Origin of the sequence: Halomonas nitroreducens (assembly GCF_003966155.1) — a bacterium.
GTDB lineage: Bacteria > Pseudomonadota > Gammaproteobacteria > Pseudomonadales > Halomonadaceae > Halomonas > Halomonas nitroreducens.
In genome coordinates this window covers 235,385-256,961 of record NZ_RXNS01000001.1, presented here as the reverse complement: position 1 = coordinate 256,961, position 21,577 = coordinate 235,385, and the positions used below count along the sequence as shown (strand labels likewise).

The following is a 21,577-nucleotide window of genomic DNA, read 5'->3' as shown; positions in this document are numbered from 1 at the left end:
TGGGTGGGAAGCAAAGCGGGGCCCCTGCCAGGGCAGCCTAGCCCGCCATCGATGAATCGGCCATGCCCGGCGGGAACCCGGGGCGGCACGCCGCGCTCTCAGGGCAGTCACCCCCTCGAGGGCATCGCCGTGCTCCTTCCCGCCCTGCGCCTCGTCGGCTGGCTGGCCCTGCTGTCGCTGGGCCTGCCCGCCCTGGCGGCGCCTCCGCCGCAGGCCTTCAGTGCCCGCTACCACCTGCAGGTGGACGGCTGGCCGGATGCCGACATCCGCCACCGCCTCAGCCATGACGGGGGCACCTGGCAGAGCGAGATGCGCACCGAGCTGCCCGGCGCCTGGGGGCGGGAGTGGGGACGCTTCCGGGTCGCCGAGGATCGGGTACGCGCCCTGCACTATGCCGCCGGCTACTCGCTGCTGGGGATCCAGCGGGGCTACTCGCTGGACCGGCGGGAGCTGGGGGCCCTGCCCGACCGCCAGAGCGCGCTGGTCGCCCTCGCCCGCCGGGCCATCGGCGATGCCTGTTCCCGGGACTGCCCGCTGCACTATCGGGACCACCGGGGCCGCGAGGCGGTGCTGCGCTATCGGGTGCTGGGACGGGATGCCCTGTCCCTGCCGCTGGGCCGCTTCGAGCGGGTGCGGGTCGCCCTCACCGAGCCCGGCGAGGCCGGCAAGCGTCTGGTGCTGGACCTCGATGCGCGGCGTCCCGGCCTGCTGCTGGCGCTGGAGTACCATCGCGACGGGCAACGCCGCAGTCGTCTGACCCTGACCGCGCTGGCCGAGCCCTGAGCCGCCCTTCCGCCGCGGGCCAAAGATGCCTGGCAGCCGGTCGGATTCGACCGATCGTCACGAGCAAGACGGATTTCGAGACGAGTTTATCGATCTAATGAGGCAAATAGCACGCTATTTAACGAATCAGATCGAATGAAATCGGCCGAAAGCCCGGGTTTCGCAGTAGAGCAGCGTCAAGTCCGACAGGCTGCTAGAGTAGCCGGTTTTCGGGTCGCCGACGGCGCCCCTCTGGAGAAGGGACTCTCGCATGCTGACCGGTCTGCTGATCGTCTTGTTGCCCCTGGTCCTGGGCTATCTGGTCCGGGTCCGTCGGGCGGGGCCCATGGCCCTGATCAACCGTGGCGTGAACGCCTCGATCTACGTGATCCTGCTGTTGATGGGCATCGGGCTGGCCGGGCTCGATGACCTCGGCGGCCAGCTCTCGCGGATGGGCGGGCAGGCCCTGACCCTGCTCGGCGTGACCTCGGCCTGCAACCTCGCCGCGCTGGGCTGGCTGTCCCGCCGGCTGCGCCTGGCAGTGGACCCCTCGCGGGTGGTGGCCGACGCCCCCACCAGCAAGCTCGCCGCCATGGCCGGGTCGCTTTCGCTGGTCGGGGTCGTGCTGTTGGGGGTCGTGCTGGGCGTGGCGGCCGGTGGTCCCCTGGGCGAGAGCCTGTTTCCCTGGGCCGAACGACTGGCGGAGTGGGTACTCTATGCCCTGCTCGCACTGATCGGCTGCCAGCTGCGCAACTCCGGCATGCCGCTACGGCAGATCCTGCTCAACCGGTTCGGGCTGGCCATCGCCGTCACCCTGGCGGCGAGCTCGCTGGTCGGTGGCCTGCTTGCCGCTCCCCTGCTCGACCTGCCCTGGAACCAGGGCCTGGCCATGGCCGCCGGCTTCGGCTGGTACTCGCTGTCCGGCATCCTGATCGGCGACCAGCTCGGCCCGCTGCTGGGCGGCGTGGCCTTCTTCAACGACCTCGGCCGGGAGCTGCTGGCCTTCGTGCTGATCCCGCTGGTGATCCGCCGCCAGGCGGCGCTGGCCATCGGCTACGGCGGCGCCACGGCCATGGACTTCACCCTGCCGGTCATCCAGCAACACGGTGGCGTGACCTGCGTGCCGGTGGCGGTGGTCAGCGGGTTCATCCTCTCGCTGCTCTCGCCGCCGCTGATCCTCTTCCTGCTGACGCTGTAGGCCATGGGCACCCTGCCGCTCTCCAGGGGTCAGCCAGCAACACGGTGGCGTGACCTGCTTGCCGGTGGCGGTGGTCAGCGGGTTCATCCTCTCGCTGCTCTCGCCGCCGCTGATCCTCTTCCTGCTGACGCTGTAGGCCATGGGCACCCTGCCGTCGCTGATCCTCCAGTCTCCGGCTGGGCGTTCGCGCGGCCGTGCCGCCGGCAAGCAGCCCAGGCCGGACCGGCCGGCCACTGACGCCGTTCACCCTGCAGGCAAGGCTGCACACTCTCTGCACACTTCCTGCCCGATGCCTCCACGGCACTCACCGATGATAGGCTGTGGCATCTTGCCTTCATCACGCTAGCGGAGCCCTGCATGCGTCGACGACGCGTCTTCACCCCGGCCGTGTCCCGGCTCGGGATCAAGTTGTTCGTGATCATCCTGGTGGTCAACGTGGCCATCTCCGGACTGGTCTTCATCGCCGTGTCACGCAGCCTCGACCAGGGTTTCATCGAGTACCTGGACCGCACCCAGACCCGGCGGGCCGAGACCCTGGCCAAGGGCCTGGCCGACGAATGGGCCTGGCGCGGCGACTGGCAGTGGCTGCGCCAGTCACCGCGCACCTGGCATCACCTGGTGCGACGCCAACTGTGGCCGGGGGATGCCCCGCCACCGGAGGGCATCGAGCGGCGCCTGGGGGATCCCAAGGACTTCGTGCTCCATGATGCCGAGGGCCTGCCGGTGATCGGCCTGCCGCCGGACAACGACCTGGAGGCCGCAGAGCTGCGCTGGCTGCCGATCGTCAGCGAGGGCACCCGGGTCGGCACCCTGGGCTACCGGCCGCCCCAACAGCTGATGGCGCGCATGGACCGGATCTTCCTCTCCCAGCAACGCCGCAACCTGGCGATCATCGTCGGCGCCCTGGGGCTGGCCTCGCTGCTGCTGGCGGGCGGGCTGTCCTGGTGGCTGGGCCGCCGCACCCGGGGCATGACCCTGGCCACCCGGCGTCTTACCGAGGGCGACTACAGCACCCGCCTGGCCGAGCGTGGACGCGACGAGCTTTCCAGCCTGGCACGCGACTTCAACGTCCTGGCGGCCACCCTGGAGGCCAGCCGCGAGGCCCGCAGCCGCTGGGTCTCGGACATCGCTCACGAGCTGCGCACGCCGCTCGCGGTGCTGCGCGGCGAGATCGAGGCCATGCAGGACGGCATCCGTGCCCTGGACCTGGACAACCTGGGCTCGCTGGCCCAGGAGGTCGACCAGCTCGAGCGTCTGGTGGCCGACCTGCGGCTGCTGTCCCAGAGCGATGCCGGTGCCCTGGAGGTCCAGCTGGCGCCCCTGGATCTCGCCTCCAGCCTCGCCGGCCGCCTCGACGAGGCCTGCCCCTGGCTGGCCGATAGCGAGCTCGCGCTGGACAGCGAGATCGCGGGCCCCGCCTGGATCCGCGGCGACACCCAGCGGCTGCGCCAGCTGTGGACCAACCTGCTTGACAACACCTGTGCCTACACTCGTCCCCCGGGCCGCCTGAGAGTACGCCTCGCGGCCACCGACACGGGCTGGCAGGTGAGCTGGGAGGACAGCGCACCGGGGGTGCCCGAGGCCGAGCTGCCACGACTCACCGAACGCCTCTACCGGGTCGAGGGATCGCGCAGCCGGGCCAGCGGCGGCAGCGGCCTGGGGCTGTCCATCGCCATGGCCCTGGCCCGGGCCCACGGCGCCGAGATGGTCGCAAGCCCGTCGTCGCTCGGGGGGCTATGCTGGACGCTGACCTTCCCGGCCATCGCCGAACACCAACTCAGGGAGGATGACGCATGATTGCCCCGGACCCCGCGACCGACCGTGTCCTGATCGTCGAGGACGAACCCAAGATCGCCCGCCTGGTGGCGGATTACCTGGAGGGCAGCGGCTTCGACTGCCACCATATCGACCACGGCGACAAGGTCCTGCCCTGGCTCGAGGCCCAGGAGGCCCGCCCGGAACTGGTCCTGCTCGACCTGATGCTGCCGGGCACCGACGGCCTGACGCTGTGCCGGGAGATTCGCCAGCGCTGGCCGCGGGTGGCCATCATCATGCTCACCGCCCGGGTCGAGGAGGTCGACCGCCTGCTGGGCCTGGAACTCGGCGCGGACGACTACATCTGCAAGCCATTCAGCCCCCGGGAGGTGGTGGCCAGGGCCCGGGCCGTGCTGCGCCGCAGCCGCGCTGCCGAGGCCCCGGAGACGGCCGACGAGGCCAACACCCTGAGCCTGGACGAGGACGGCTGGCGGGCGCTGGCCGAGGGCCGGGACCTGGGACTGACGGCGGTGGAGTTCCAGCTGCTGCGGGTGATGATGCAGTCCCCCGGCCGCATCTTCTCCCGGGAACAGCTGATGGATCACATGTACCGCGATCACCGCATCGTCTCCGAGCGCACCGTGGACAGCCATATCAAGAAGCTGCGCAAGAAGATCGCCGAGGTCTGGCCCGAGCGCGAGATCATTCGCTCGGTCTACGGTGTGGGCTACAAGTACCAGCCGGAGGAGTGAGTCCCCTCGAGGGTGACGCCTGCGCCGCCCTGGCTTAAGCTGGTGATCGCACGGGCCGGCATTTCCCCCGCGGTCGGCGCGGGCCACCACCCGGGCCCGCCAGGCCCGCTCACCGAGACCCGCGCCGGATCAGGGAGGGCGCGCATGGCAGGCCAACGAGACCCCCAGCGCTTCTGGCGCGATCCGGCGCTGCCCTTCATGGAGGCACGCCGCGTCACCGACGGCCGCCGCGTCTGCTACGCGAGGCACAGCCACGCGACCTTCTCGATCGGTGCCATCACTGGAGGGCGCAGCACCTACTGGAACCAGGGGCATGAGGAGGGCGTCACCCCGGGCATGGTGGTGGTGATGAACCCCGAGGAAGTGCACGCCTGCAATCCCGTCGATGACCGCCCCTGGTCGTACGATATGCTCTATCTCGATATCGCCTGGCTGGCCGACCTCCAGCGAGAGCTCGGCGCGCCCGCCCACCTCGACCTCCAGATATACACCCAGTGCTCGAGCCGACACCCGGCCCTCTACCGCCGGCTGGTGGCTTTGTGTGACACCCTCTTCGCCCCCGATGCCACCCGTCTGGCCAGGGAGACCGAGGCCACCGCGCTGGTCGTCGAGATGCAGCATCGACTCGCACCGCGGATGCCGCCCCCCGGAGACCATCCCCTCGGGCTGCGCCGCGCGGCGGACTACATCGACGCCCACTGCACCGAGGCCATCGGCCTGGATGACATCTGCAACGCCGCCGGCCTGTCCCGCTCCTACCTGGTCCGGCGCTTCAAGGCCCACTACGGCTTGACGCCACACGCCTTCCTCACCAACCGGCGTATCCGGCTCGGTCGCCGCAAGCTGCGCGACGGACAGCCCATCGCCGAGGTCGCCGCGGACTGCGGCTTCGCCGATCAGGCGCATTTCCAACGCACCTTCAAGCGCCTGCAGGCGGCCACTCCGGGGCAGTACGCCACGAGTCACACCAACAAATAGAGCGCGCTCGCCGCCAGCAGCACCGCCATGCCGCGGTTGAAGCGGCGCACCCTCGCCGGTCGATCGAGGAAGCGCTTCAGAAAGGCGCCGAGATAGGCCCAGCAGCCGATCGATAGATAGCAGATCACGAAGTACAGGGCCGCGAACCATGCCACCAGGCCGAGATCACCGCCAGCAGCATAGGCTCCCATGCCAGCCATCGAGGCCAGCCAGGCCTTGGGATTGAGCCACTGCATGGTTGCGCCCATCAGCAGCGACGGTCCCTCCCCGGAGGCACTCCCCTCCAGGCGCCCGTCGTCCAGGGCGAGCCGGTAGGCCATGTACAGCAGGAAGGCCACCCCTGCCCAGCGCACCCCGTGCAGGATTCCAGGCCAGCGGGCCAGCAGTTCGTGAAGCCCCAGGCCGATCAATACCAGCAGCAGGGTGAAGCCGACAGTGGCGCCGGTGACGTGGCGCAGGCTGGCCCGGAAGCCATGCTGCGTTGCGGCGGTCAACGCCATCAGGTTAACCGGACCGGGGGACAGGGAAGCCGCCAGGGCGAAGGCCGCCATGGAAAGCGACAGGGACCAGGACATGAGGCACCTCCTTTGTGGTTGTCGGTCCTGGTCAGGCTAGGCGGCCCCGCTCACGGCGTATTGAACGGAATTGCCCTGACATTGCATGGGGTTTGCATCCGCTGTCCACGGCGCTTGCACGACGCCGGTCGAAACTGCAAGCGTCAACCCAATGACACAAGGAATGCCCACATGAAGACGATGCGCCTGACCCGCACGCTGTTCGCTCCCGCCCTGCTGGCCGCCGCCATTGCCCCCCTGGCGCTCTCCGCCAGCGCTGCTCCCGGTGAGGGCGAGCCCCATGGCAGGGGAGGATCGTCCCACGCCGAACAACGCGAGGCGCTCTTCGAGCGCGCCGGCCTCGACGCCGAGACGCGCGACGCCCTGGCCGAGGCCCGCGCCGAGCACCGCCAGGCACTGCAGGCGCTGAAGGCCGAGCACCGCGAGCGCCTCGAGGAGATCCTCGACGCCGACCAGCGCGCGGCCCTCGAGCAGGCCAAGCGCGAGATGCGCCGGGAATGGCGGGCCGAGCAGCGCCAGGCCCGCGCGGCACGCCTGGAGGCCCTGTTCGACGAGTGGCAGCTCGACGAGACGACCCACGAGACCCTCCGCGAGCAACGTGCCGCCTTCCATGCCGAGGCCCAGGCGCTGCGCGACCAGCCCTTCGACAGCCGCGAGGACCGCCGATCGGCCTGGCGGGAGCTCCGTGCCGAGTATCGCGAGACGCTCGCCGAGCAACTCGACGAGGAGCAGCTGCGCCGCCTGCGCGAGGCAATGCGGCCCGCTCACAAGGGCTCCGATGCGCACCATGGCGGCGACCGCCCGTCGCCCCCCGACGCCGGCTGAGGCCGCCCTCTCCGCCTACCAGGACGCCCGGCCCCGTGTCGGGCGTCCTCGTTTCTCCCGTCTCACTGGACTTCGAGATTCCCGCCGCGACAGGATGGCCGACTTGCAGGCCGCACGGGATGTGCGTATTTTATTTGAACGTTCATTTAAAAAAAGAGTCGCCCCAACGACAGGAGTCTCACCGAATGACGGATAACACCGCCCTTCCCGAACGACGGGATCGGATCAACCGCACGGTCTTCCACGGCAGCGTGGCGGGCATCGTGGTGTTCCTGGTCCTGACCATGACGTTCACCCAGGAGGCCGGCGCCTTCTTCGACGCCGGCCTGGCCTGGGTGAATGACACCTTCGGTTGGTACTACATGCTGGCCGCCGTGATCTATCTCGCCTTCGTGGTGGTAATCGGCTGCTCACGGGTCGGCTCGATCCGCCTCGGCCCCGACCACTCGCGCCCCGAGTTCTCGCTGGTGTCCTGGGCCTCGATGCTGTTCGCCGCCGGCATCGGCATCGACCTGCTGTTCTTCTGCGTGGCCGAACCGCTGTCCCACTACCTGACGCCACCGGACATGGCTCCGGAGAGTGCCGCGGCCATGCGCGCCGCCGTGCCCCAGACCTTCCTCCACTGGGGGCTCTCCGGCTGGGGCATGTACGTGCTGATGGGCATGGCGTTGGCCTATTTCAGCTATCGCCATCGCCTGCCGCTGGCCATCCGCAGCGCCCTCTTCCCGCTGCTCGGCAAGCGCATCAACGGCCCCATCGGCAACGCCGTGGACATCACCGCGGTGATCTCCACCGTGTTCGGCATCGCCACCAGCCTCGGCATCGGCGTGATGCAGCTGAACTACGGCCTGACCTTCATGTTCGGCGTCCCCGAGAGCCTCGCCACTCAGGTGGTGCTGATCGTGCTGGTGGTGATACTGGCGACCATCTCGGTGGTCACCGGCGTCGAGAAGGGCATCCGCCGGCTGTCCGAGTTCAACATGGGGCTGGCCGCCGCCCTGCTGCTGTTCGTGCTCTTCCAGGGGGATACCCTGCACCTGCTCGATGCCCTGGTGCTCAACGCCGGGGACTACTTCAGCAACTTCGTCGGCTCGAGCTTCGACACCTATGCCTTCGCCGGGGCGGATGCCCAGCAGTGGAAGGGCTGGTGGACCATCTTCTTCTGGGGCTGGTGGATCGCCTGGACGCCCTTTGTCGGCCTGTTCCTGGCACGTATCTCCCGCGGCCGGACCATTCGCGAATTCGTCATCGGCGCCCTGCTGATCCCGCTGGGCTTCATGATGGCCTGGATGTCGATCTTCGGTAACAGCGGCATCGAGATGGTCGCCAACCAGGGGCTCGCCGAGCTGGGCGAGCAGGCCCTCAACGCGCCCCAGACCACCATCTACACCTTCCTCGAGCAGTACCCCTACATCGGCATCACCGCCTCGGTGGTCACCATCCTGGGCATCGTGTTCTTCGTCACCTCCGCCGACTCCGGCGCCCTGGTGCTGGCGAACTTCACCTCGATCCTGTCGGACGTGAACCACGACGCGCCGATCCGCCTGCGCATCTTCTGGTCCATGGCCATCGGCCTGGTCACCGTGGCCCTGCTGATGGCCGGCGGCCTGTCGGCGCTGCAAAGCGCCGTGGTGATCACCGCCCTGCCCTTCTCGCTGGTGATCTTCGCGATCATGGCGGGCATGACCCGGGCGCTGAAGCTGGAAAGCAAGAAGGCCGACGCCCGCCGCCAGGTCAGCGGCACCGCGCCGGGCGGCGACTGGCGTGAGCGCCTCGACCGGGCGCTGGACACGTCGACCCGGGCCGGCGCCGCCGCCACCGTGGAGCACGCCATCCAACCGGCCCTGCGCCAGTTCGCCGAGGAGCTCGAGAGTCGCGGCCAGCCGGCCACGGTGACCGAGGAGGCGGTCGAGGGCGAGCCGCTGCCGCAGCTCACCCTGCAGGCAGACTTCGACGACGCCCACGGCTTCGTCTACCAGGTCCGTGCCCACCGCCTGCGTACCCCGAGCTTCCTGCCGGCGGATGACGACTACTATGTGCGCCTCGACGTCTACCTGACCGAAGGGGGCGCGGACAAGGACCTCAACGGCTACACCCGGGGGCAGGTGCTCGGCGACGTGCTCTCCGAGTACGAGCGCCACCTGCACTTCCTGGCCCTGGCCGGCGAGGGCGGCGCCAATGTCCAGGCGATGCCGGGGTCGGTGGGCGAGCCGCCCCAGGACCTCAGTCCGGCCTGAAACGCGCCCAACGCCTGAACGCGAGCGGCGACCCCACGGGGTCGCCGCTTTCGTGTGCGCCATAAGGGAGCAGCGACATAGCGATGGATCTGACCCATAGTGAAGGGAGCCGGCGGCCGCCGGCCTCTTGGAAGGGATCAGCCATGCACACCCGCGTCGCCGTCATTCAAGCCCCTCCGTGCCTGCTCGACCGTGACGCCAGCCTGGAGGAGGCCATCGCCCTGACCGATGAGGCCGCCGCCTCGGGAGCCGGCCTGCTGGTCTTTCCCGAGGCCTACCTGCCCGGCTACCCCACCTGGATCTGGCGCCTGCGGCCGGGGGGCGACATGGCCCTGTCCGGCGAGATCCATGCCCGCCTGTGGGACAACGCCATCGACCTTGAGCAGGATCATCTGCGTCCCCTTCGGGAGGCCGCGGCGCGTAACGCCGTGACGCTGGTGATCGGCCTGCATGAGCGGGACGGCCGCTACAGTGGCACCACCCTGTACAACAGCGTGGTGGTGATCGGACCCGACGGCACCCTGCTCAACCGTCATCGCAAACTCATGCCAACCAACCCGGAGCGCATGGTCTGGGGCCAGGGCGACGCCAGCGGACTGAGGGTCGTGGAGACCCCCGCCGGGCGCCTCGGCACCCTGATCTGCTGGGAATGCTACATGCCGCTGGCCCGTTTCGCGCTCTATGCCCAGGGGATGGAGCTGTTCATCAACCCGACCTGGGACGCCGGCGAGACGCGCCTGGCCAGCCTGCGGCATATCGCCCGGGAGGGCGGCTGCTGGGTCATCGCCACGGCGACCGCCATGCAGGGGAGCGACATTCCCGAGACCTTTCCCGAGCGCGACCGGCTGTTCTCGCCGGACGAGTGGATCAATCCAGGAGACGCCACCGTGGTCGCCCCTGGCGGGGAGGTGGTCGCCGGCCCACTGCACCGGCAGACGGGCATCCTCTATGCCGACATCGATGCCGCGGCGGCACGACGGGCGCGACGCACCCTGGACGTGGGCGGCCACTACGGCCGACCCGACCTCTTCTCGTTGAGCGTGGACCGGCATCCCCGCGTGCCGGCTCACTTCAATGACTGACCGGGCCCGGCGGCCACGCCGCCACCCGGCGGATGGTCTATAACTGTACCCAGTACCCAGGCCATGACAGCCGGAGATAGCGTCATGCAACAGGACCCCGAACCGCCGGGTGGTACGCGCCTGGTCGAAGTACCGGTCAGCCTGCTCGAGAACGGCATGTACATCGCCGCCCTCGATCGGCCCTGGATGGTCCCGCCACACCTGTTGAAACGGGGCCGTTCAGACCTGCGTCGACTGCGCAGCTACTGCCGCTCGGTGTACGTCGACCCGCAGCGCTCCCAACCGCAGGTGCAGGCGATCCTGTCGGCGCTGCAGACCCCTCCGGACCTCAGCGAGATCGCGCCCATGCCCGCCGAGGAGCGACGCAGCCCGGCAGTCACGTCCAGCGACCCCCGCGAGATGCATCACGCCGAGCAGCTGTATACCAAGACCCAGCGCACGCTGCAGCGCCTGATGCGCGACGAGCATGACTGGTATCGCCGCCTGCCCACGCTGCAGCGGGAAATCGGCCGACTCATCGCCTCGCTGGAGGTGGTCCCCGATACCCTGGTCTGGCTGACGCGCCTCAAGCACCGGGGTGCCTATCGGATGGAGCACGGCCTCAACGTCGCCATCCTTGCCATCGCCTTCGGCCAGCACCTGGGCCACGAGCGCTCACGGCTCGAGGCACTGGGGCTCGCCGGGCTGTTGCACGACGTGGGCAAGATGCGCCTCGACCAGGCGATATTGGACAAGCCCGGCCCGCTCACCGAGGAGGAGTTCGCCCACGTCCAGAGCCACGTGCTGCGGGGCTACGCCATGCTCGAGCATGACCCGCACCTCCCCACGGCGGTCAAGATCGCCTGCCGGGACTACCACGAGCGCCTCGACGGCAGTGGATACCCCCGCGGCAAGCCGGCTCGAGGCATCGGTGAGGCCGCGCGAATCCTCGCCATCGTCGATACCTACGACGCCATCACCAGCGACCGCGTCTACAGCCCGGCTCGGCCGGCGACCGAGGCGCTGGGCATCCTCCACCAGGGCCGTCGACACCTCTTCGATGGGCGGCTGGTCGACCGCTTCATCGACTGGATCGGGCTCTACCCCCTCGGCACCCTGGTCGAACTCAACAACGGCATGGTCGGCATCGTGGTCGCGCAGGTGCCCGACCAGCCGCTGCGTCCGCAGGTACTGGTCAAGCTCGACGAACGCAAGGCGGCCATCCCCGGGAAGCGGGTCGACCTCGCCGAGCCGGCCCTCGGCGGGTTCCGGCTGTCGGTGGACAAGGCGCTCCCCCCGGGCGCCTACGGGGTTCAGCTGGACACCCTGCCGATGCCCGATGGCTGACGCCTCTCGCCCGGGCCCATGTCTGGGGACACCGCCTCGCGTTGTCGCCCTGCAGCGGTTACCCTGATGCCCCCTGTCAGGAGACGGCCATGAGTGACACCCCGCCCCTCACCGACCCGCGGCGCATCACCTACTACCACGCCCACCTCTACTACGAGGATGCGGCGGGGCTGGCCGAGGCCCGTCGCGTGGCCGAGGCCGCCGCCGAGCGCTTCGCGATCCGGGTGGGGCGCTTCCACGAGCAACCGGTGGGTCCCCACCCCCTGTGGAGCTGCCAGCTCACCTTTGCCACCGAGCTGTTCGGCGAGGTCGTGCCCTGGCTGGCCCTCAACCGCGGCTCGCTGGATGTCTTCGTCCACGTCGGTACCGGCGACGACCGCTTCGACCATACCCAGGGGGTGATGTGGCTGGGACACAGCCATCCGCTCGACCTGAGCCTCTTCAGCGACGACCACTGACCAAGCTATCGCCCATGCGCTTCCCCTTACCCACCGGCCCTGTACGCCGACTGGCCCTGCCCCTTGCCGCCTTGCTGCTCGCCGGCTGCGACGGCGGCAACGAGGTCGGCGACGTCTCCCTGGGCCTGTTCACCACCAAGGACATCAAGATCGAGAGCCTCAGTGACCCCAAGGTCCCCGGGGTGACCTGCCATCTCAGCAACATCGACGCCGACCTGGACCTGGCCGACCCTTCCGACACCAGCCTCGCCTGTCGCCAGACCGGCCCCATCACCGCCGAGATGCTCGCCGACATCGACACCTCGGCAGACGGCGAGCTGCTCTACCGGCGCTCCCAGAGCGTCCTGTTCAAGAGCCTCAAGCTGCGGCGGATCTATGATGCCGAGAGCCAGACCCTGCTGTACCTGGCTTACAGCACCAAGGAGACCAGCGGCAGCTTCAAGCACGCGCTGAGTAGCGTGCCGCTGTGGGGCACCCTGGCCTGGCAGAAACCGGGATCGCCGTAGCCCCTGCAACGAAGGGCGTCGCCAGGGCCCCGGCGGTGCCTAGACTACACTGATGATCACATACCGCTTGTCGAGCGAGATGCCCATGAGTCACCGCTTCATCGAGGTCGTCAGCGACTACCCCTCCAACGAGGAGGAGTTCGTCCTGCTGCTGCATCTCGACCAGATCGCCCAGATCCGCCCCGAGATCGAGGCGGAGAACGAACCCCGCCACGAGCCAGTGGCCGTGGTCACCCTGGCCAATGGCGAGATGCTGGTCCTCAAGAACAGCTTCAAGAGCGTGGTCAAGCGGCTCACCGAGGCCAAGATGGTAATGCGTCCCTGAGGCCCCCACCGGCTCCGCCATATGCAAAAGGGGATGGCAACTGCCATCCCCGGTGACGTGCTGGCCGGCCTCGATCAGCGCATGTCGAGCACCACGCGCCCCTCGATCTTGCCATCGATCATGCGCTGAAGGACATCGTTGATGTTTTCCAGTCGGTCGCTCGATACCGTGGCCTTGACCTTGCCCTCGCCGGCGAAGTCGAGCGCCTCCTGCAAGTCCAGGCGACTGCCGACGATGGAGCCGCGCACGGTGATGCCGTTGAGCACGGTGTCGAAGATCGGCAGCGGGAAGTCGCCCGGCGGCAGGCCGTTGAGCGAAATGGTGCCGCCGCGACGCACCATCCCCTGGGCCTGCTCGAAGGCCTTGGGTGAGACCGCGGTGACCAGCACGCCGTGAGCGCCACCGATCTCGCGCTTGAGATAGGCGGCCGGGTCGGTGGTCATGGCATTGACGGTGACCGTGGCCCCAAGCCGCTCGGCCAGGGCCAACTTGGCGTCGTCGATGTCCACCGCGGCGACGTTGAGCCCCATGGCGCGGGCGTACTGCACCGCCATGTGGCCGAGCCCGCCGATGCCGGAGATCACCACCCACTGGCCGGGGCGGGTGTCGGTCATCTTGAGCCCCTTGTAAACGGTGACTCCGGCGCAGAGTACCGGCGCGATCTCCAGGAAGTCGACCTTGCCCGGCAGGCGGCCCACGTAGCCGGCATCGGCCAGGGTGTAGCCGGCGAAGCCGCCGTTCACCGAGTAGCCGGTGTTCTGCTGGGACTCGCACAGGGTTTCCCAGCCCCCCAGGCAGTGCTCGCAGTGGCCGCAGGCGGAATACAGCCAGGGCACCCCAACCCGGTCGCCCTCCTTGAGATGGGTCACCCCCTCGCCCACGGCGGCGACATGGCCGACGCCCTCGTGTCCGGGGATGAAGGGCGGCTCGGGCTTGATTGGCCAGTCGCCATGGGCCGCGTGAAGATCGGTATGGCAGACCCCGGAAGCGGCTACCTTCACCAGTATCTCGCCACGCCCCGGGCGGGGCACCTCGACCTCTTCCAGGCTCAGCGGTTCACCGAAGGACCGCACCACGGCGGCTTGCATCGTCTTGTCCATCGTTGCTGCTCCTAACCGTTGCGTTGGCAGGCACCGGCATCGCCTGTGGCGATACCGGGCATCGACTCGTCAGGGGACATGCCCCGGGCGCGTGCCCGGGGAAAGGCTTCAGAAGAAGCCGAGGGGATTGGTGTCATAGCTGACCAGCAGGTTCTTGGTCTGCTGGTAGTGCTCGAGAGCCACCTTGTGGGTCTCGCGGCCCACGCCGGACTTCTTGTAGCCCCCGAAGGCGGCATGCGCCGGATACTGGTGGTAGCAGTTGGTCCAGACCCGGCCGGCCTGGATACCGCGTCCCATGCGGAAGGCCACGTTCATGTCGCGGCTCCATACCCCGGCGCCGAGGCCAAACTCGGTGTCGTTGGCGATGGCCAGCGCCTCGGCCTCGTCCTTGAAGGTGGTCACCGCCACCACCGGGCCGAAGATCTCCTCCTGGAAGACGCGCATCTTGTTGTGGCCCTTGAGAAGCGTGGGCTGGATATAGAAGCCCTTGTCATAGGCGGGGTCGAAGCTCTCCTTGTCGCCACCGGTGAGGAACTCGGCGCCCTCCTCCCGGGCGACGTCCATGTAGGACATGATCTTGTCGAACTGTTCCCGGGAGGCCTGGGCGCCGACCTGGACATCGGTGTCCAGCGGATTGCCGCGCGTGATGGTCGTCACCTTTTCCATGACCTTGGCCATGAAGGGATCAAAGATGTCTTCCTGGATCAACGCTCGGCTCGGGCAGGTGCACACCTCGCCCTGGTTGAAGAAGGCCAGTACCAGGCCCTCGGCGGCCTTGTCGATGAACTCCGGCTCGGCGTCCATGATGTCGGCGAAGTAGATGTTCGGCGACTTGCCGCCCAGTTCCACGGTGGAGGGAATGATGTTGTCGGCGGCGCACTTGAGGATGTGTGAGCCCACCGGGGTCGAGCCGGTGAAGGCGATCTTGGCGATCCGCGTGCTGGTAGCGAGGGCCTGGCCGGCCTCCGCGCCGTAGCCGTTGACCACATTGACCACGCCGGGCGGCAGCAGATCGCCGACCAGTTCCATGACCTTGAGGATCGACACCGGGGTCTGCTCGGCGGGCTTGAGTACCACGCAGTTGCCAGCCGCCAGTGCCGGGGCAAGCTTCCAGACGGCCATCAGGATGGGGAAGTTCCACGGAATGATCTGGCCCACCACGCCCAGCGGCTCGTGGAAGTGATAGGACACGGTATTGGCGTCGATGTCCGCCGCGGTGCCCTCCTGGGCACGGATGCAGCCGGCGAAGTAGCGGAAGTGATCCACGGCCAGGGGGATATCGGCGTTCAGGGTCTCGCGTACCGCCTTGCCGTTGTCCCAGGTCTCGGCGACGGCGAGCATCTCCAGGTTGGCCTCGATGCGGTCGGCGACCTTGAGCAGCAGGTTGGCCCGCTCGGTGGCCGAGGTCCGGCCCCAGGCCGCCGCGGCCGCATGGGCGGCGTCCAGCGCCTTGTCGATGTCCTCCGCGGTGGAGCGGGGAATCTCGCAGAACACCTCGCCGTTGACCGGGCTGACGTTGTCGAAGTACTGCCCCTTGACCGGCGCGACGAATTCCCCGCCGATGTAGTTGCCGTAACGGGGCGCGAAGGACACCGGGGAATCGGGGCTACCGGGGTTGGCGTAGATCATGGTGCATACTCCTGCCTGTCGGGATCTCTGGGAGCCCCGCCCGGCCCACGAGGGCGGGCCGGGCGGGACGCATGTATTAGAGGGTAGTGAATTCTGCGCGTTCGCCCATCCTGCCTTGGAGGCAACGGATGGGGGTCGTTGGTCGTAGTTCCCGGGCCCCACCCGGCGGCCCCGCAGGAACGCCGGCGCGAGGCCGAGCGGGAAGTGCCAGGAGGCGCGGGGCGGGGAAGGCCCCGCCCCGGGGGACGAGGGGATGGCTCAGGAGGAGGAGTCGAGGTCGCGGCGGACCTGGACCACCAGGCGCTGGACCGCATTGTTGGCGACCCCCTTGAGGTTCCACTGGGGCTCCAGCGGCTGCGCGTTGCCGGCCGCGTCCGTGGCCCGACAAAGCAGCTCGTGGCGGCCCTCGCCGGCCTCCCAGTCCAGCGACCACGCCTGCCAGGCATGGGGCGCCGCCGGTGGCTCGAGCGCGGCCAGCTGCCAATGCTGGCCTGCATCCGTGCTGACCTCGACACGGATGATGCCGCCCCAGCCCGACCAGGCCCGACCCTGCAGCCGCTGGTGGCCGAGGGACAGCAGGCGCTCGCGGGTCTCGAATACCGGTATGCCCGGCGGCACCATCAGGGCGCGGGGATACATGCGGGTCAGCTGGACCCCCGGGTCATCCTCGTCCCGGGCGATGCGGTAGAAGACGTTCTGCTGGTAGCCCCAGAACGGCTGGTCGAGCACCGTGATGCGGTGCAGCCATTTCACCTGGGTCATGCCGTACCAGCCGGGCACGATCAGCCGCAGCGGGAAGCCATGCTGGGGTGGCAGGGGCACCCCGTTCATCTCGTAGGCCAGCAGCACCTCGGGGCGCAGGCTATCGGCGGCGGAAAGGGCGCGCTGGTACCACTGGACGATCTCGCCCTGTTCGCCGCGATCGAGCCCAGTGAAGAGCACCTCCCGAGCCTCGTCGAGCAGCCCGGCCTCCTGGAGCAGCGGCCCCAGCGGGGTCCCGGTCCATTCGCCGGTGCCGACGGCCTCGTCGAGCCATGGCTGGCTGCGGGGGCGGGGTGTCAGGCGCGCCCGACCGTTGCCGGCGCACTCCAGGGTCACCTGCTGGCTGACCCGAGGACGCGAGCGAACCTCCTCCAGCGACAGGCAAAGCGCGCGTGCGACACGGCCGTCGACCTCGAGCCGCCACGCCTCGGGGTCGACCCGAGGAGTATCGAAGTGGGTGAGCACGTAGTGCATGCCCACAGGCGTGGTCGTGTAGGCGAGCGCCTCGAGGGGCATGCCGTGATTGCGGGTCGCCGACTGCAGTTCTTCGAGAGTAAAGTCCGTGGTCATGCCGCCCTCCCGTCTGACGAGGTACGGCCGCAGGGATCGTGGCTACGGTCGAGGTGGGTTGCCTTGAGTATAGCGTGCCGCTGCCCTGCGTCCCCATGGCAGGGGCCAGGCGGCTGCCTCCTGGTCAGCGGGTGCCGGAGGCGCACGCCTGGCAGCCAGCTCGGCATGTACCGCGCCTCGCCCCGACGGAAGTCGTAGTTCTCCCTGCACCGATTGGCGTCATCATGGGGCGGGGCGCTGGATTCTCCCGCCCCGCGGAGGGCCGCCGCCCGGGACAGGGCCGATCGAGGCCGCCGCACGACGCCGCATGGGCACGATGGCGACGCCGATTGACGACCACGACAAGGCCATAGCCATGTACAAGCTACTGATCGCCGACGACCACCCCCTCTTCCGCGAGGCCATCGGCCGGGTCATCCGCGACGGTTTCGATGCCGCCGAGGTGCTCGAGACCCAGGATCTCGAGTCGACCCTGGCGATGACCATCGAGCACGACGACCTGGACCTGATCCTGCTCGACCTCAACATGCCCGGCATGCATGGCCTGGGGGGACTGCTGCGGTTGCGCAACGAGGCCCCGACGATTCCGGTGGTGATCATCTCCGCCGAGGAGGACAAGCAGGTCATCCTGCAGGCCGTGACCTATGGTGCGGTGGGATTCATCACCAAGTCGTCGCCCCGCGAGCAGATGACCAAGGCGATCACGCAGATTCTCGATGGCAACATCTACCTGCCCTCGGACATCATGCGGGCCGCCGGCACCGCGCCGGCCCGCGGCGCCGAGACGGGGATCAGCCCACGGCAGCTCGAGACCCTGACCCGCAAGCAGCTGCAGGTGCTGGAGCGCATGACCCGCGGCGAGTCCAACAAGATGATCGCCTACCACCTGAACATCGCCGAGACCACGGTCAAGGCCCATGTCTCGGCGATCCTGCGCAAGCTCGGCGTTCACAACCGGGTGCAGGCAATCCTCTCGGCCGGCGACATCGACTTCAGCGCCTACCTCGGGCGCTGACCGCTCCCCTGATAGCGTCGTCGTGGCCGATGGCTCATCCCGTCCCGGCCAGCAACTGCGCCAGTACCATGCGCAGCTTGAGCGGCTTCACCGGCTTGTGCAGCAAGCTGTAGCCCCGCTCACGCAGTTCTCGCCTGAGCTCGCGGCTATGGTTGGCGGTGATCACCACCACCGGCAGCGGAGCCCGGCGGCCGGCATTGAGTCGTTCGGCCAGCGCCACGCCGGTGTCCCCCCCGTCCAGGTGGTAGTCGACGACCAGCACATCCGCCGGGGCGGTGGCGGGGTCGAGCTGGGCGACCAGGGCCGCTTCGCTCTCGGCGACCCGGACGCGACATCCCCAGCGACCGAGCAGCAGGCGCATCGCCTTGCAGATGTCGGTGTCATTGTCGACTACCCAGATGCGCCGATCCCGCAGGGCCAGCTGGCCAACCGGCGGCGGCTCCGGCACCAGGGAGCCGGGCGGGGCAGCCTGGCCGTGGGGCAGCAGGATGCTGAACCGCGAGCCGCGTCCGGCAATCGAGGCCACGCCCAGCGGATGATCGAGCATGCGGGCGATCTTGTCGGCGATGGCCAGGCCCAGCCCCAGACCACGATCCTGGCGCTTGCCGACGGCCTGGGAACGGCGGAACTCCTGGAAGATCGCCCCCAGCTCGGCCTCCTCGATGCCCATGCCCGTGTCGACCACCTGGACCTCCAGGCCATCGGGACGATGCCGGCAGCCAAGCAGGATACGCCCCGACGCCGTATAGCGAATGGCGTTGGTCAGGAAGTTGCGCACCACCCGGGACAGCAGCTGGATATCGCTGCGTACCACGGCGCCGCTCGGCACATAGTGCAGCGCCAGGCCCTCGTTGGCGGCCACCTGGCGGTACTCCCGGGCCAGGCCGTCGAGGAGCTCGGCCACCGGGAAAGCGGCGATGTCCGGGGTCACGACCCCGGCATCGAGCTTGGAGATATCGACCAGGGTGCCGAGCAGCGTCTCGACGTCCTTCAACGAGCGACCGATCTGCTCGATCAGCTCCCGTCCGTCCACCGGCACCTCGTGCTCGCCGAGGGCTCCGGTGAACAGGCGCGCGGCGTTGAGCGGCTGCAGCAGGTCGTGACTGACCGCCGCCAGGAACTTGGTCTTCGAGAGATTGGCCGCCTCGGCCTCGGCCTTGGCCTCGCGCAGGCGCTGCTCGACGGCGGCACGTTCGGCGATCTCCCCGCGCAGCTGGGTATTCACCCGGGTGAGCTGGGTGGTGCGCTCGCGGACCCGCTGCTCGAGGTTCTGGTAGGCCTGGTGCAAGGCTTCCGCGGAACGCCGCCGCTCGGTGATGTCGCGAATCAACACGAAAAGCCCGAGGACCTCGCCGTCCTCGCCGACGTGGGGCACGTAGCTCCGCAACAGCACCCGTTCCTGGCCGCCGGCGCCCTGCTCGGGGAACTCGAAGGAGACGCTCTCCCCGTCAAGCGCCCGCTCCAGGTAGGGCGCCAGACGCGCGCAATGCTCGGCGCTGTGCAGGGCCGTGAGCTCGCCGCCGAGCAGCAGATCCCGCGGCCAGCCGTACCACTCCTCGTAGACGCGATTGGTGAACACGTAGCGCAGATCGCGATCGAGGTAGGCGATCATCGCCGGCACCTCGTCGGTGATGGTGCGGATCCAGCGCTCGCGTTCCCGCAGGACCTCGGCATGGCGGATGCGTTCGGTGACGTCGGTGTAGGTCAGCACCTGGCCACCGCCGGGCATGGCATGACCGCGCACCTCCACCACCCGGCCATCGGGCAGCTGTCGCTCGCAGGGGGCGGTCACTCCCCGGGCATCGCCGGCAACGATCAAGGCGCTGCGCCCGGCCAGGGCCGCCAGATCGTGGGGCACCGCGAGGGAAGCGAGCCCGGTCAGGGTCCGGAAACGCTGGTTGCACATCTCCAGCTGGCCGGCGGCGCCGATCACCGCCACGCCCTGGGACAGGCTGTCGAGGGTGACCTGCTGGAGGCGACTCTTCTGCGCCAGGGCATGCTCGCGGCGGGCATGCTCCTGGCGCTTGAGCGCGGTGATGTCGACGAAAAGCATGACCCGGCCTCCCCCCCGCGTGGGCCGCTGGTGCACCTGGACCCAGCGGTCGTCATGCAGGCGATAGAGGGTGCGACGGTCGCCGTGTCCCGATTCCTCGCTGCGCACCAGACCCGATGCCAGCGCCTGGCGACGCAGCTCCTGCATATGCATGCCGCTGGCGATGCGGATTCCCGCCGGGCGCCAGAAGTCGGCGAAGCGGCTGTTGAAGCGCTGGATGCGCTGGTCGGCATCGAACAGCACGAAGGCATCGGTGATGCTCTCGATGGCGTCGACCAGGTGCTGGCCGGCGGTCTCGGCCCGCTCCCGGGCCTCGACCAGCAAGCGGTTGCTGGCGCGCAGCTCGTGCATCGCCTGGTTGAGCTCCTGGGTCCGCTCGCGGACCTGCTCGGCGAGCAGCGCGGCATGTTCGAAGGCCGCATAGGGGGCGCTGCGTGGCAGGTTGCTGGCCTCGACGCGCTCGATCAGGGCCGCGTTGATGCGCTTGAGCTTGGCGACCTCGCGCTCCAGGGCCCGCTCGCGAACGCCGGCGTCAGGTGCGGCGGCGGCCATGGCCGATGACCACTCCGGTGAAGGTCTGGTTGAGGTGCAGCCCATTGCATTGCTCTCCGTAGGTATTGAACCCCACCACGCGATAGCGGCTCAGCAGCCGGGAGGCGGCGTCGCTCAGGCCGTCCAGGTCGATCTCCAGGCGACGCAGGAAGCAGTCGCAGCCGATCACCAGCTGCGGCGGCCCCTGCCGCGCGACGATATCGTCGAACACCCGTTGCAGGTCGTCGAGCAGCGGCGCGGCGGCCATGGCCGTGAGCACGATGCCGTTCTCCACGGCGCAATAGAAGCTCAGGCTGAGGTCGTCGTTGACGCGCTGGATCGAGCGCACATAGGTCCGGTCGTGCAGCCGCACGGCCAGTGGATGGCGGGCGAAGACCTCCTCGTCGAGATCCGCCACCGCACAGCCCACCAGCCGGGCATACTCCTCGGCGGCAGGCTCGGCGTTGAGCTCGATCACGCGACGTTGCTCGCGGTCGGCGGCGGTCACCACCAGCTTGTCGTCCAGCGGGCGCAGGTGGTGAGTGGTGAACACCTCGAAGTCGAGGACGGTGGTAACCATCACCACCACCGCCGCCCCGCCACGAAAGCGGCCCTCACCGTAGACATGGGTGCCGGCGAGGCGGTTGTCGTCCCCGGCGCTGCCGCCGAAATGGGGAATGCTGCCGAGCGCGGCATTGAGGGTCGCCAGCACCTGTTCCTCGCTGGCCGAGAGGCCATCGAGCAGGGTCAGGGCGAAGCTATGGCCCTTGATGGGGGCGATCGCCGCCTGACGGCAGCGGTCAAGCAGCCGGTCGCTCAGCCGCTGGGCGTCGAGCAGCGAGACACCGTCGAGATCCTCGATCAGTGCATGGGCGAAGGCGAAGTAGCGTTGATCGAAGCCGATGGCGGTGATGCCCCCACGGCCATACCCATCCTCGCCGATCTCGCCGGCGGTGGTGCAGCCACACAGCGAGACGCCGCCGAAATGCTCCTCCAGGGCCCGGCCCAGGGCGTCGAGATCATACTCCGCGGAACAGAAGAACAGCACCCCGCCGAGACAGGGATGCAGCAGGCGGCGGGCCAGATCCTGGGCGGCCATGTCGGGCTCCCGGGCCCGCGACTGGGCGACCAGCACGGG

Annotated in this window: 19 protein-coding genes; 13 read left to right on the top strand and 6 right to left on the bottom strand. The window is 68.9% G+C overall.

The features are described from left to right. Positions 1 to 129 precede the first annotated feature (129 nt). The 5 genes from EKG36_RS01045 (at position 130) to EKG36_RS01025 (ending at position 5,445) form a co-directional block, all read left to right on the top strand. The gene (locus EKG36_RS01045; RefSeq protein ID WP_246007395.1) at positions 130 to 783 is read left to right on the top strand and encodes a hypothetical protein; all 654 of its coding nucleotides are present in this window, start codon (positions 130 to 132) and stop codon (positions 781 to 783) included. A gap of 250 nt (positions 784 to 1,033) precedes the next feature. Continuing rightward, complete coding sequence (locus tag EKG36_RS01040; protein ID WP_126480114.1) at positions 1,034 to 1,960, top strand: LysO family transporter; 927 nt, start codon at positions 1,034 to 1,036, stop codon at positions 1,958 to 1,960. Positions 1,961 to 2,317: 357 nt separating this feature from the next. Further along, positions 2,318 to 3,757, top strand: coding sequence for an ATP-binding protein (locus EKG36_RS01035; protein WP_126480112.1), 1,440 nt, complete (start codon positions 2,318 to 2,320; stop codon positions 3,755 to 3,757). Then, a complete protein-coding gene (locus EKG36_RS01030) occupies positions 3,754 to 4,467 on the top strand; it encodes a response regulator (RefSeq protein WP_126480110.1) in 714 nt (237 codons plus the stop codon). Before EKG36_RS01035 ends, EKG36_RS01030 begins: the two co-directional genes overlap by 4 nt. Positions 4,468 to 4,611: 144 nt before the next feature. Continuing rightward, positions 4,612 to 5,445: an AraC family transcriptional regulator gene (locus tag EKG36_RS01025; protein WP_126480108.1), complete on the top strand. Its 834-nt coding sequence runs from the start codon at positions 4,612 to 4,614 to the stop codon at positions 5,443 to 5,445. On the opposite strand, the gene EKG36_RS01020 is transcribed toward EKG36_RS01025, so the two are convergent. Further along, positions 5,430 to 6,020 (bottom strand): LysE family translocator, encoded by a 591-nt coding sequence (locus EKG36_RS01020; RefSeq protein ID WP_126480106.1) that lies wholly within the window; start codon positions 6,018 to 6,020, stop codon positions 5,430 to 5,432. The genes EKG36_RS01025 and EKG36_RS01020 overlap by 16 nt on opposite strands. A gap of 171 nt (positions 6,021 to 6,191) precedes the next feature. Between EKG36_RS01020 and EKG36_RS01015 the strand changes: the two genes are divergently transcribed. From EKG36_RS01015 to EKG36_RS00985, 7 genes are all read left to right on the top strand, one after another. Continuing rightward, positions 6,192 to 6,845, top strand: coding sequence for a hypothetical protein (locus EKG36_RS01015; RefSeq protein ID WP_126480104.1), 654 nt, complete (start codon positions 6,192 to 6,194; stop codon positions 6,843 to 6,845). 185 nt (positions 6,846 to 7,030) lie between these two features. Continuing rightward, on the top strand, positions 7,031 to 9,082 hold the full coding sequence (gene betT, locus EKG36_RS01010; protein WP_126480102.1) for a choline BCCT transporter BetT: 2,052 nt from the start codon (positions 7,031 to 7,033) through the stop codon (positions 9,080 to 9,082). A 143-nt stretch (positions 9,083 to 9,225) separates the two neighbouring features. Then, complete coding sequence (locus EKG36_RS01005) at positions 9,226 to 10,164, top strand: carbon-nitrogen hydrolase family protein (protein ID WP_126480099.1); 939 nt, start codon at positions 9,226 to 9,228, stop codon at positions 10,162 to 10,164. A gap of 84 nt (positions 10,165 to 10,248) precedes the next feature. After that, positions 10,249 to 11,490, top strand: a complete 1,242-nt coding sequence (locus tag EKG36_RS01000) for a cyclic di-GMP phosphodiesterase (RefSeq protein ID WP_185827442.1) — start codon at positions 10,249 to 10,251, stop codon at positions 11,488 to 11,490. Positions 11,491 to 11,579: 89 nt separating this feature from the next. Then, the gene (locus EKG36_RS00995) at positions 11,580 to 11,948 is read left to right on the top strand and encodes a DOPA 4,5-dioxygenase family protein (protein WP_126480095.1); all 369 of its coding nucleotides are present in this window, start codon (positions 11,580 to 11,582) and stop codon (positions 11,946 to 11,948) included. 14 nt (positions 11,949 to 11,962) lie between these two features. Beyond that, complete coding sequence (locus EKG36_RS00990) at positions 11,963 to 12,454, top strand: CreA family protein (protein ID WP_126480093.1); 492 nt, start codon at positions 11,963 to 11,965, stop codon at positions 12,452 to 12,454. Between the two features lie 85 nt (positions 12,455 to 12,539). After that, complete coding sequence (locus EKG36_RS00985; protein WP_126480091.1) at positions 12,540 to 12,779, top strand: hypothetical protein; 240 nt, start codon at positions 12,540 to 12,542, stop codon at positions 12,777 to 12,779. Between the two features lie 74 nt (positions 12,780 to 12,853). Here the strand turns inward: EKG36_RS00985 and adhP are convergent, their stop codons facing one another. The 3 genes from adhP to EKG36_RS00970 form a co-directional block, all read right to left on the bottom strand. Beyond that, entirely contained in the window at positions 12,854 to 13,879 is a 1,026-nt protein-coding gene (adhP, locus tag EKG36_RS00980; protein ID WP_126480089.1) for an alcohol dehydrogenase AdhP, read from the bottom strand. Positions 13,880 to 13,987: 108 nt separating this feature from the next. Continuing rightward, positions 13,988 to 15,508, bottom strand: a complete 1,521-nt coding sequence (gene exaC, locus EKG36_RS00975; RefSeq protein ID WP_126480087.1) for an acetaldehyde dehydrogenase ExaC — start codon at positions 15,506 to 15,508, stop codon at positions 13,988 to 13,990. A gap of 258 nt (positions 15,509 to 15,766) precedes the next feature. Further along, positions 15,767 to 16,840, bottom strand: coding sequence for a sulfite oxidase (locus EKG36_RS00970; RefSeq protein WP_126480085.1), 1,074 nt, complete (start codon positions 16,838 to 16,840; stop codon positions 15,767 to 15,769). A gap of 355 nt (positions 16,841 to 17,195) precedes the next feature. Here EKG36_RS00970 and EKG36_RS00965 point away from each other — a divergent pair, with 355 nt between their 5' ends. Further along, the gene (locus EKG36_RS00965; RefSeq protein ID WP_126480443.1) at positions 17,196 to 17,855 is read left to right on the top strand and encodes a response regulator; all 660 of its coding nucleotides are present in this window, start codon (positions 17,196 to 17,198) and stop codon (positions 17,853 to 17,855) included. Positions 17,856 to 17,889: 34 nt separating this feature from the next. Here EKG36_RS00965 and EKG36_RS00960 read toward each other — a convergent pair whose 3' ends face one another. Further along, positions 17,890 to 20,460 (bottom strand): hybrid sensor histidine kinase/response regulator, encoded by a 2,571-nt coding sequence (locus EKG36_RS00960; RefSeq protein WP_221766022.1) that lies wholly within the window; start codon positions 20,458 to 20,460, stop codon positions 17,890 to 17,892. Then, positions 20,441 to 21,538 (bottom strand): nitric oxide-sensing protein NosP, encoded by a 1,098-nt coding sequence (gene nosP / locus EKG36_RS00955; RefSeq protein WP_126480441.1) that lies wholly within the window; start codon positions 21,536 to 21,538, stop codon positions 20,441 to 20,443. Before nosP ends, EKG36_RS00960 begins: the two co-directional genes overlap by 20 nt. Positions 21,539 to 21,577 lie beyond the last annotated feature (39 nt).

What these genes read in the sequence shown, in the direction of transcription:
- EKG36_RS01030 (WP_126480110.1), top strand. Translation starts at nt 3,754, where the DNA reads ATGATTGCCCCGGACCCCGCGACCGACCGTGTCCTGATCGTCGAGGAC.
- betT (WP_126480102.1), top strand. Translation starts at nt 7,031, where the DNA reads ATGACGGATAACACCGCCCTTCCCGAACGACGGGATCGGATCAACCGC.
- nosP (WP_126480441.1), bottom strand. Translation starts at nt 21,538, where the DNA reads ATGGCCGCCCAGGATCTGGCCCGCCGCCTGCTGCATCCCTGTCTCGGC.
- exaC (WP_126480087.1), bottom strand. Translation starts at nt 15,508, where the DNA reads ATGATCTACGCCAACCCCGGTAGCCCCGATTCCCCGGTGTCCTTCGCG.
- EKG36_RS00970 (WP_126480085.1), bottom strand. Translation starts at nt 16,840, where the DNA reads ATGACCACGGACTTTACTCTCGAAGAACTGCAGTCGGCGACCCGCAAT.
- EKG36_RS01000 (WP_185827442.1), top strand. Translation starts at nt 10,249, where the DNA reads ATGCAACAGGACCCCGAACCGCCGGGTGGTACGCGCCTGGTCGAAGTA.
- EKG36_RS01040 (WP_126480114.1), top strand. Translation starts at nt 1,034, where the DNA reads ATGCTGACCGGTCTGCTGATCGTCTTGTTGCCCCTGGTCCTGGGCTAT.
- EKG36_RS00965 (WP_126480443.1), top strand. Translation starts at nt 17,196, where the DNA reads ATGTACAAGCTACTGATCGCCGACGACCACCCCCTCTTCCGCGAGGCC.
- EKG36_RS00985 (WP_126480091.1), top strand. Translation starts at nt 12,540, where the DNA reads ATGAGTCACCGCTTCATCGAGGTCGTCAGCGACTACCCCTCCAACGAG.
- EKG36_RS01005 (WP_126480099.1), top strand. Translation starts at nt 9,226, where the DNA reads ATGCACACCCGCGTCGCCGTCATTCAAGCCCCTCCGTGCCTGCTCGAC.
- EKG36_RS01025 (WP_126480108.1), top strand. Translation starts at nt 4,612, where the DNA reads ATGGCAGGCCAACGAGACCCCCAGCGCTTCTGGCGCGATCCGGCGCTG.
- EKG36_RS00990 (WP_126480093.1), top strand. Translation starts at nt 11,963, where the DNA reads ATGCGCTTCCCCTTACCCACCGGCCCTGTACGCCGACTGGCCCTGCCC.
- adhP (WP_126480089.1), bottom strand. Translation starts at nt 13,879, where the DNA reads ATGGACAAGACGATGCAAGCCGCCGTGGTGCGGTCCTTCGGTGAACCG.
- EKG36_RS01020 (WP_126480106.1), bottom strand. Translation starts at nt 6,020, where the DNA reads ATGTCCTGGTCCCTGTCGCTTTCCATGGCGGCCTTCGCCCTGGCGGCT.
- EKG36_RS01015 (WP_126480104.1), top strand. Translation starts at nt 6,192, where the DNA reads ATGAAGACGATGCGCCTGACCCGCACGCTGTTCGCTCCCGCCCTGCTG.
- EKG36_RS00995 (WP_126480095.1), top strand. Translation starts at nt 11,580, where the DNA reads ATGAGTGACACCCCGCCCCTCACCGACCCGCGGCGCATCACCTACTAC.
- EKG36_RS01035 (WP_126480112.1), top strand. Translation starts at nt 2,318, where the DNA reads ATGCGTCGACGACGCGTCTTCACCCCGGCCGTGTCCCGGCTCGGGATC.
- EKG36_RS00960 (WP_221766022.1), bottom strand. Translation starts at nt 20,460, where the DNA reads ATGGCCGCCGCCGCACCTGACGCCGGCGTTCGCGAGCGGGCCCTGGAG.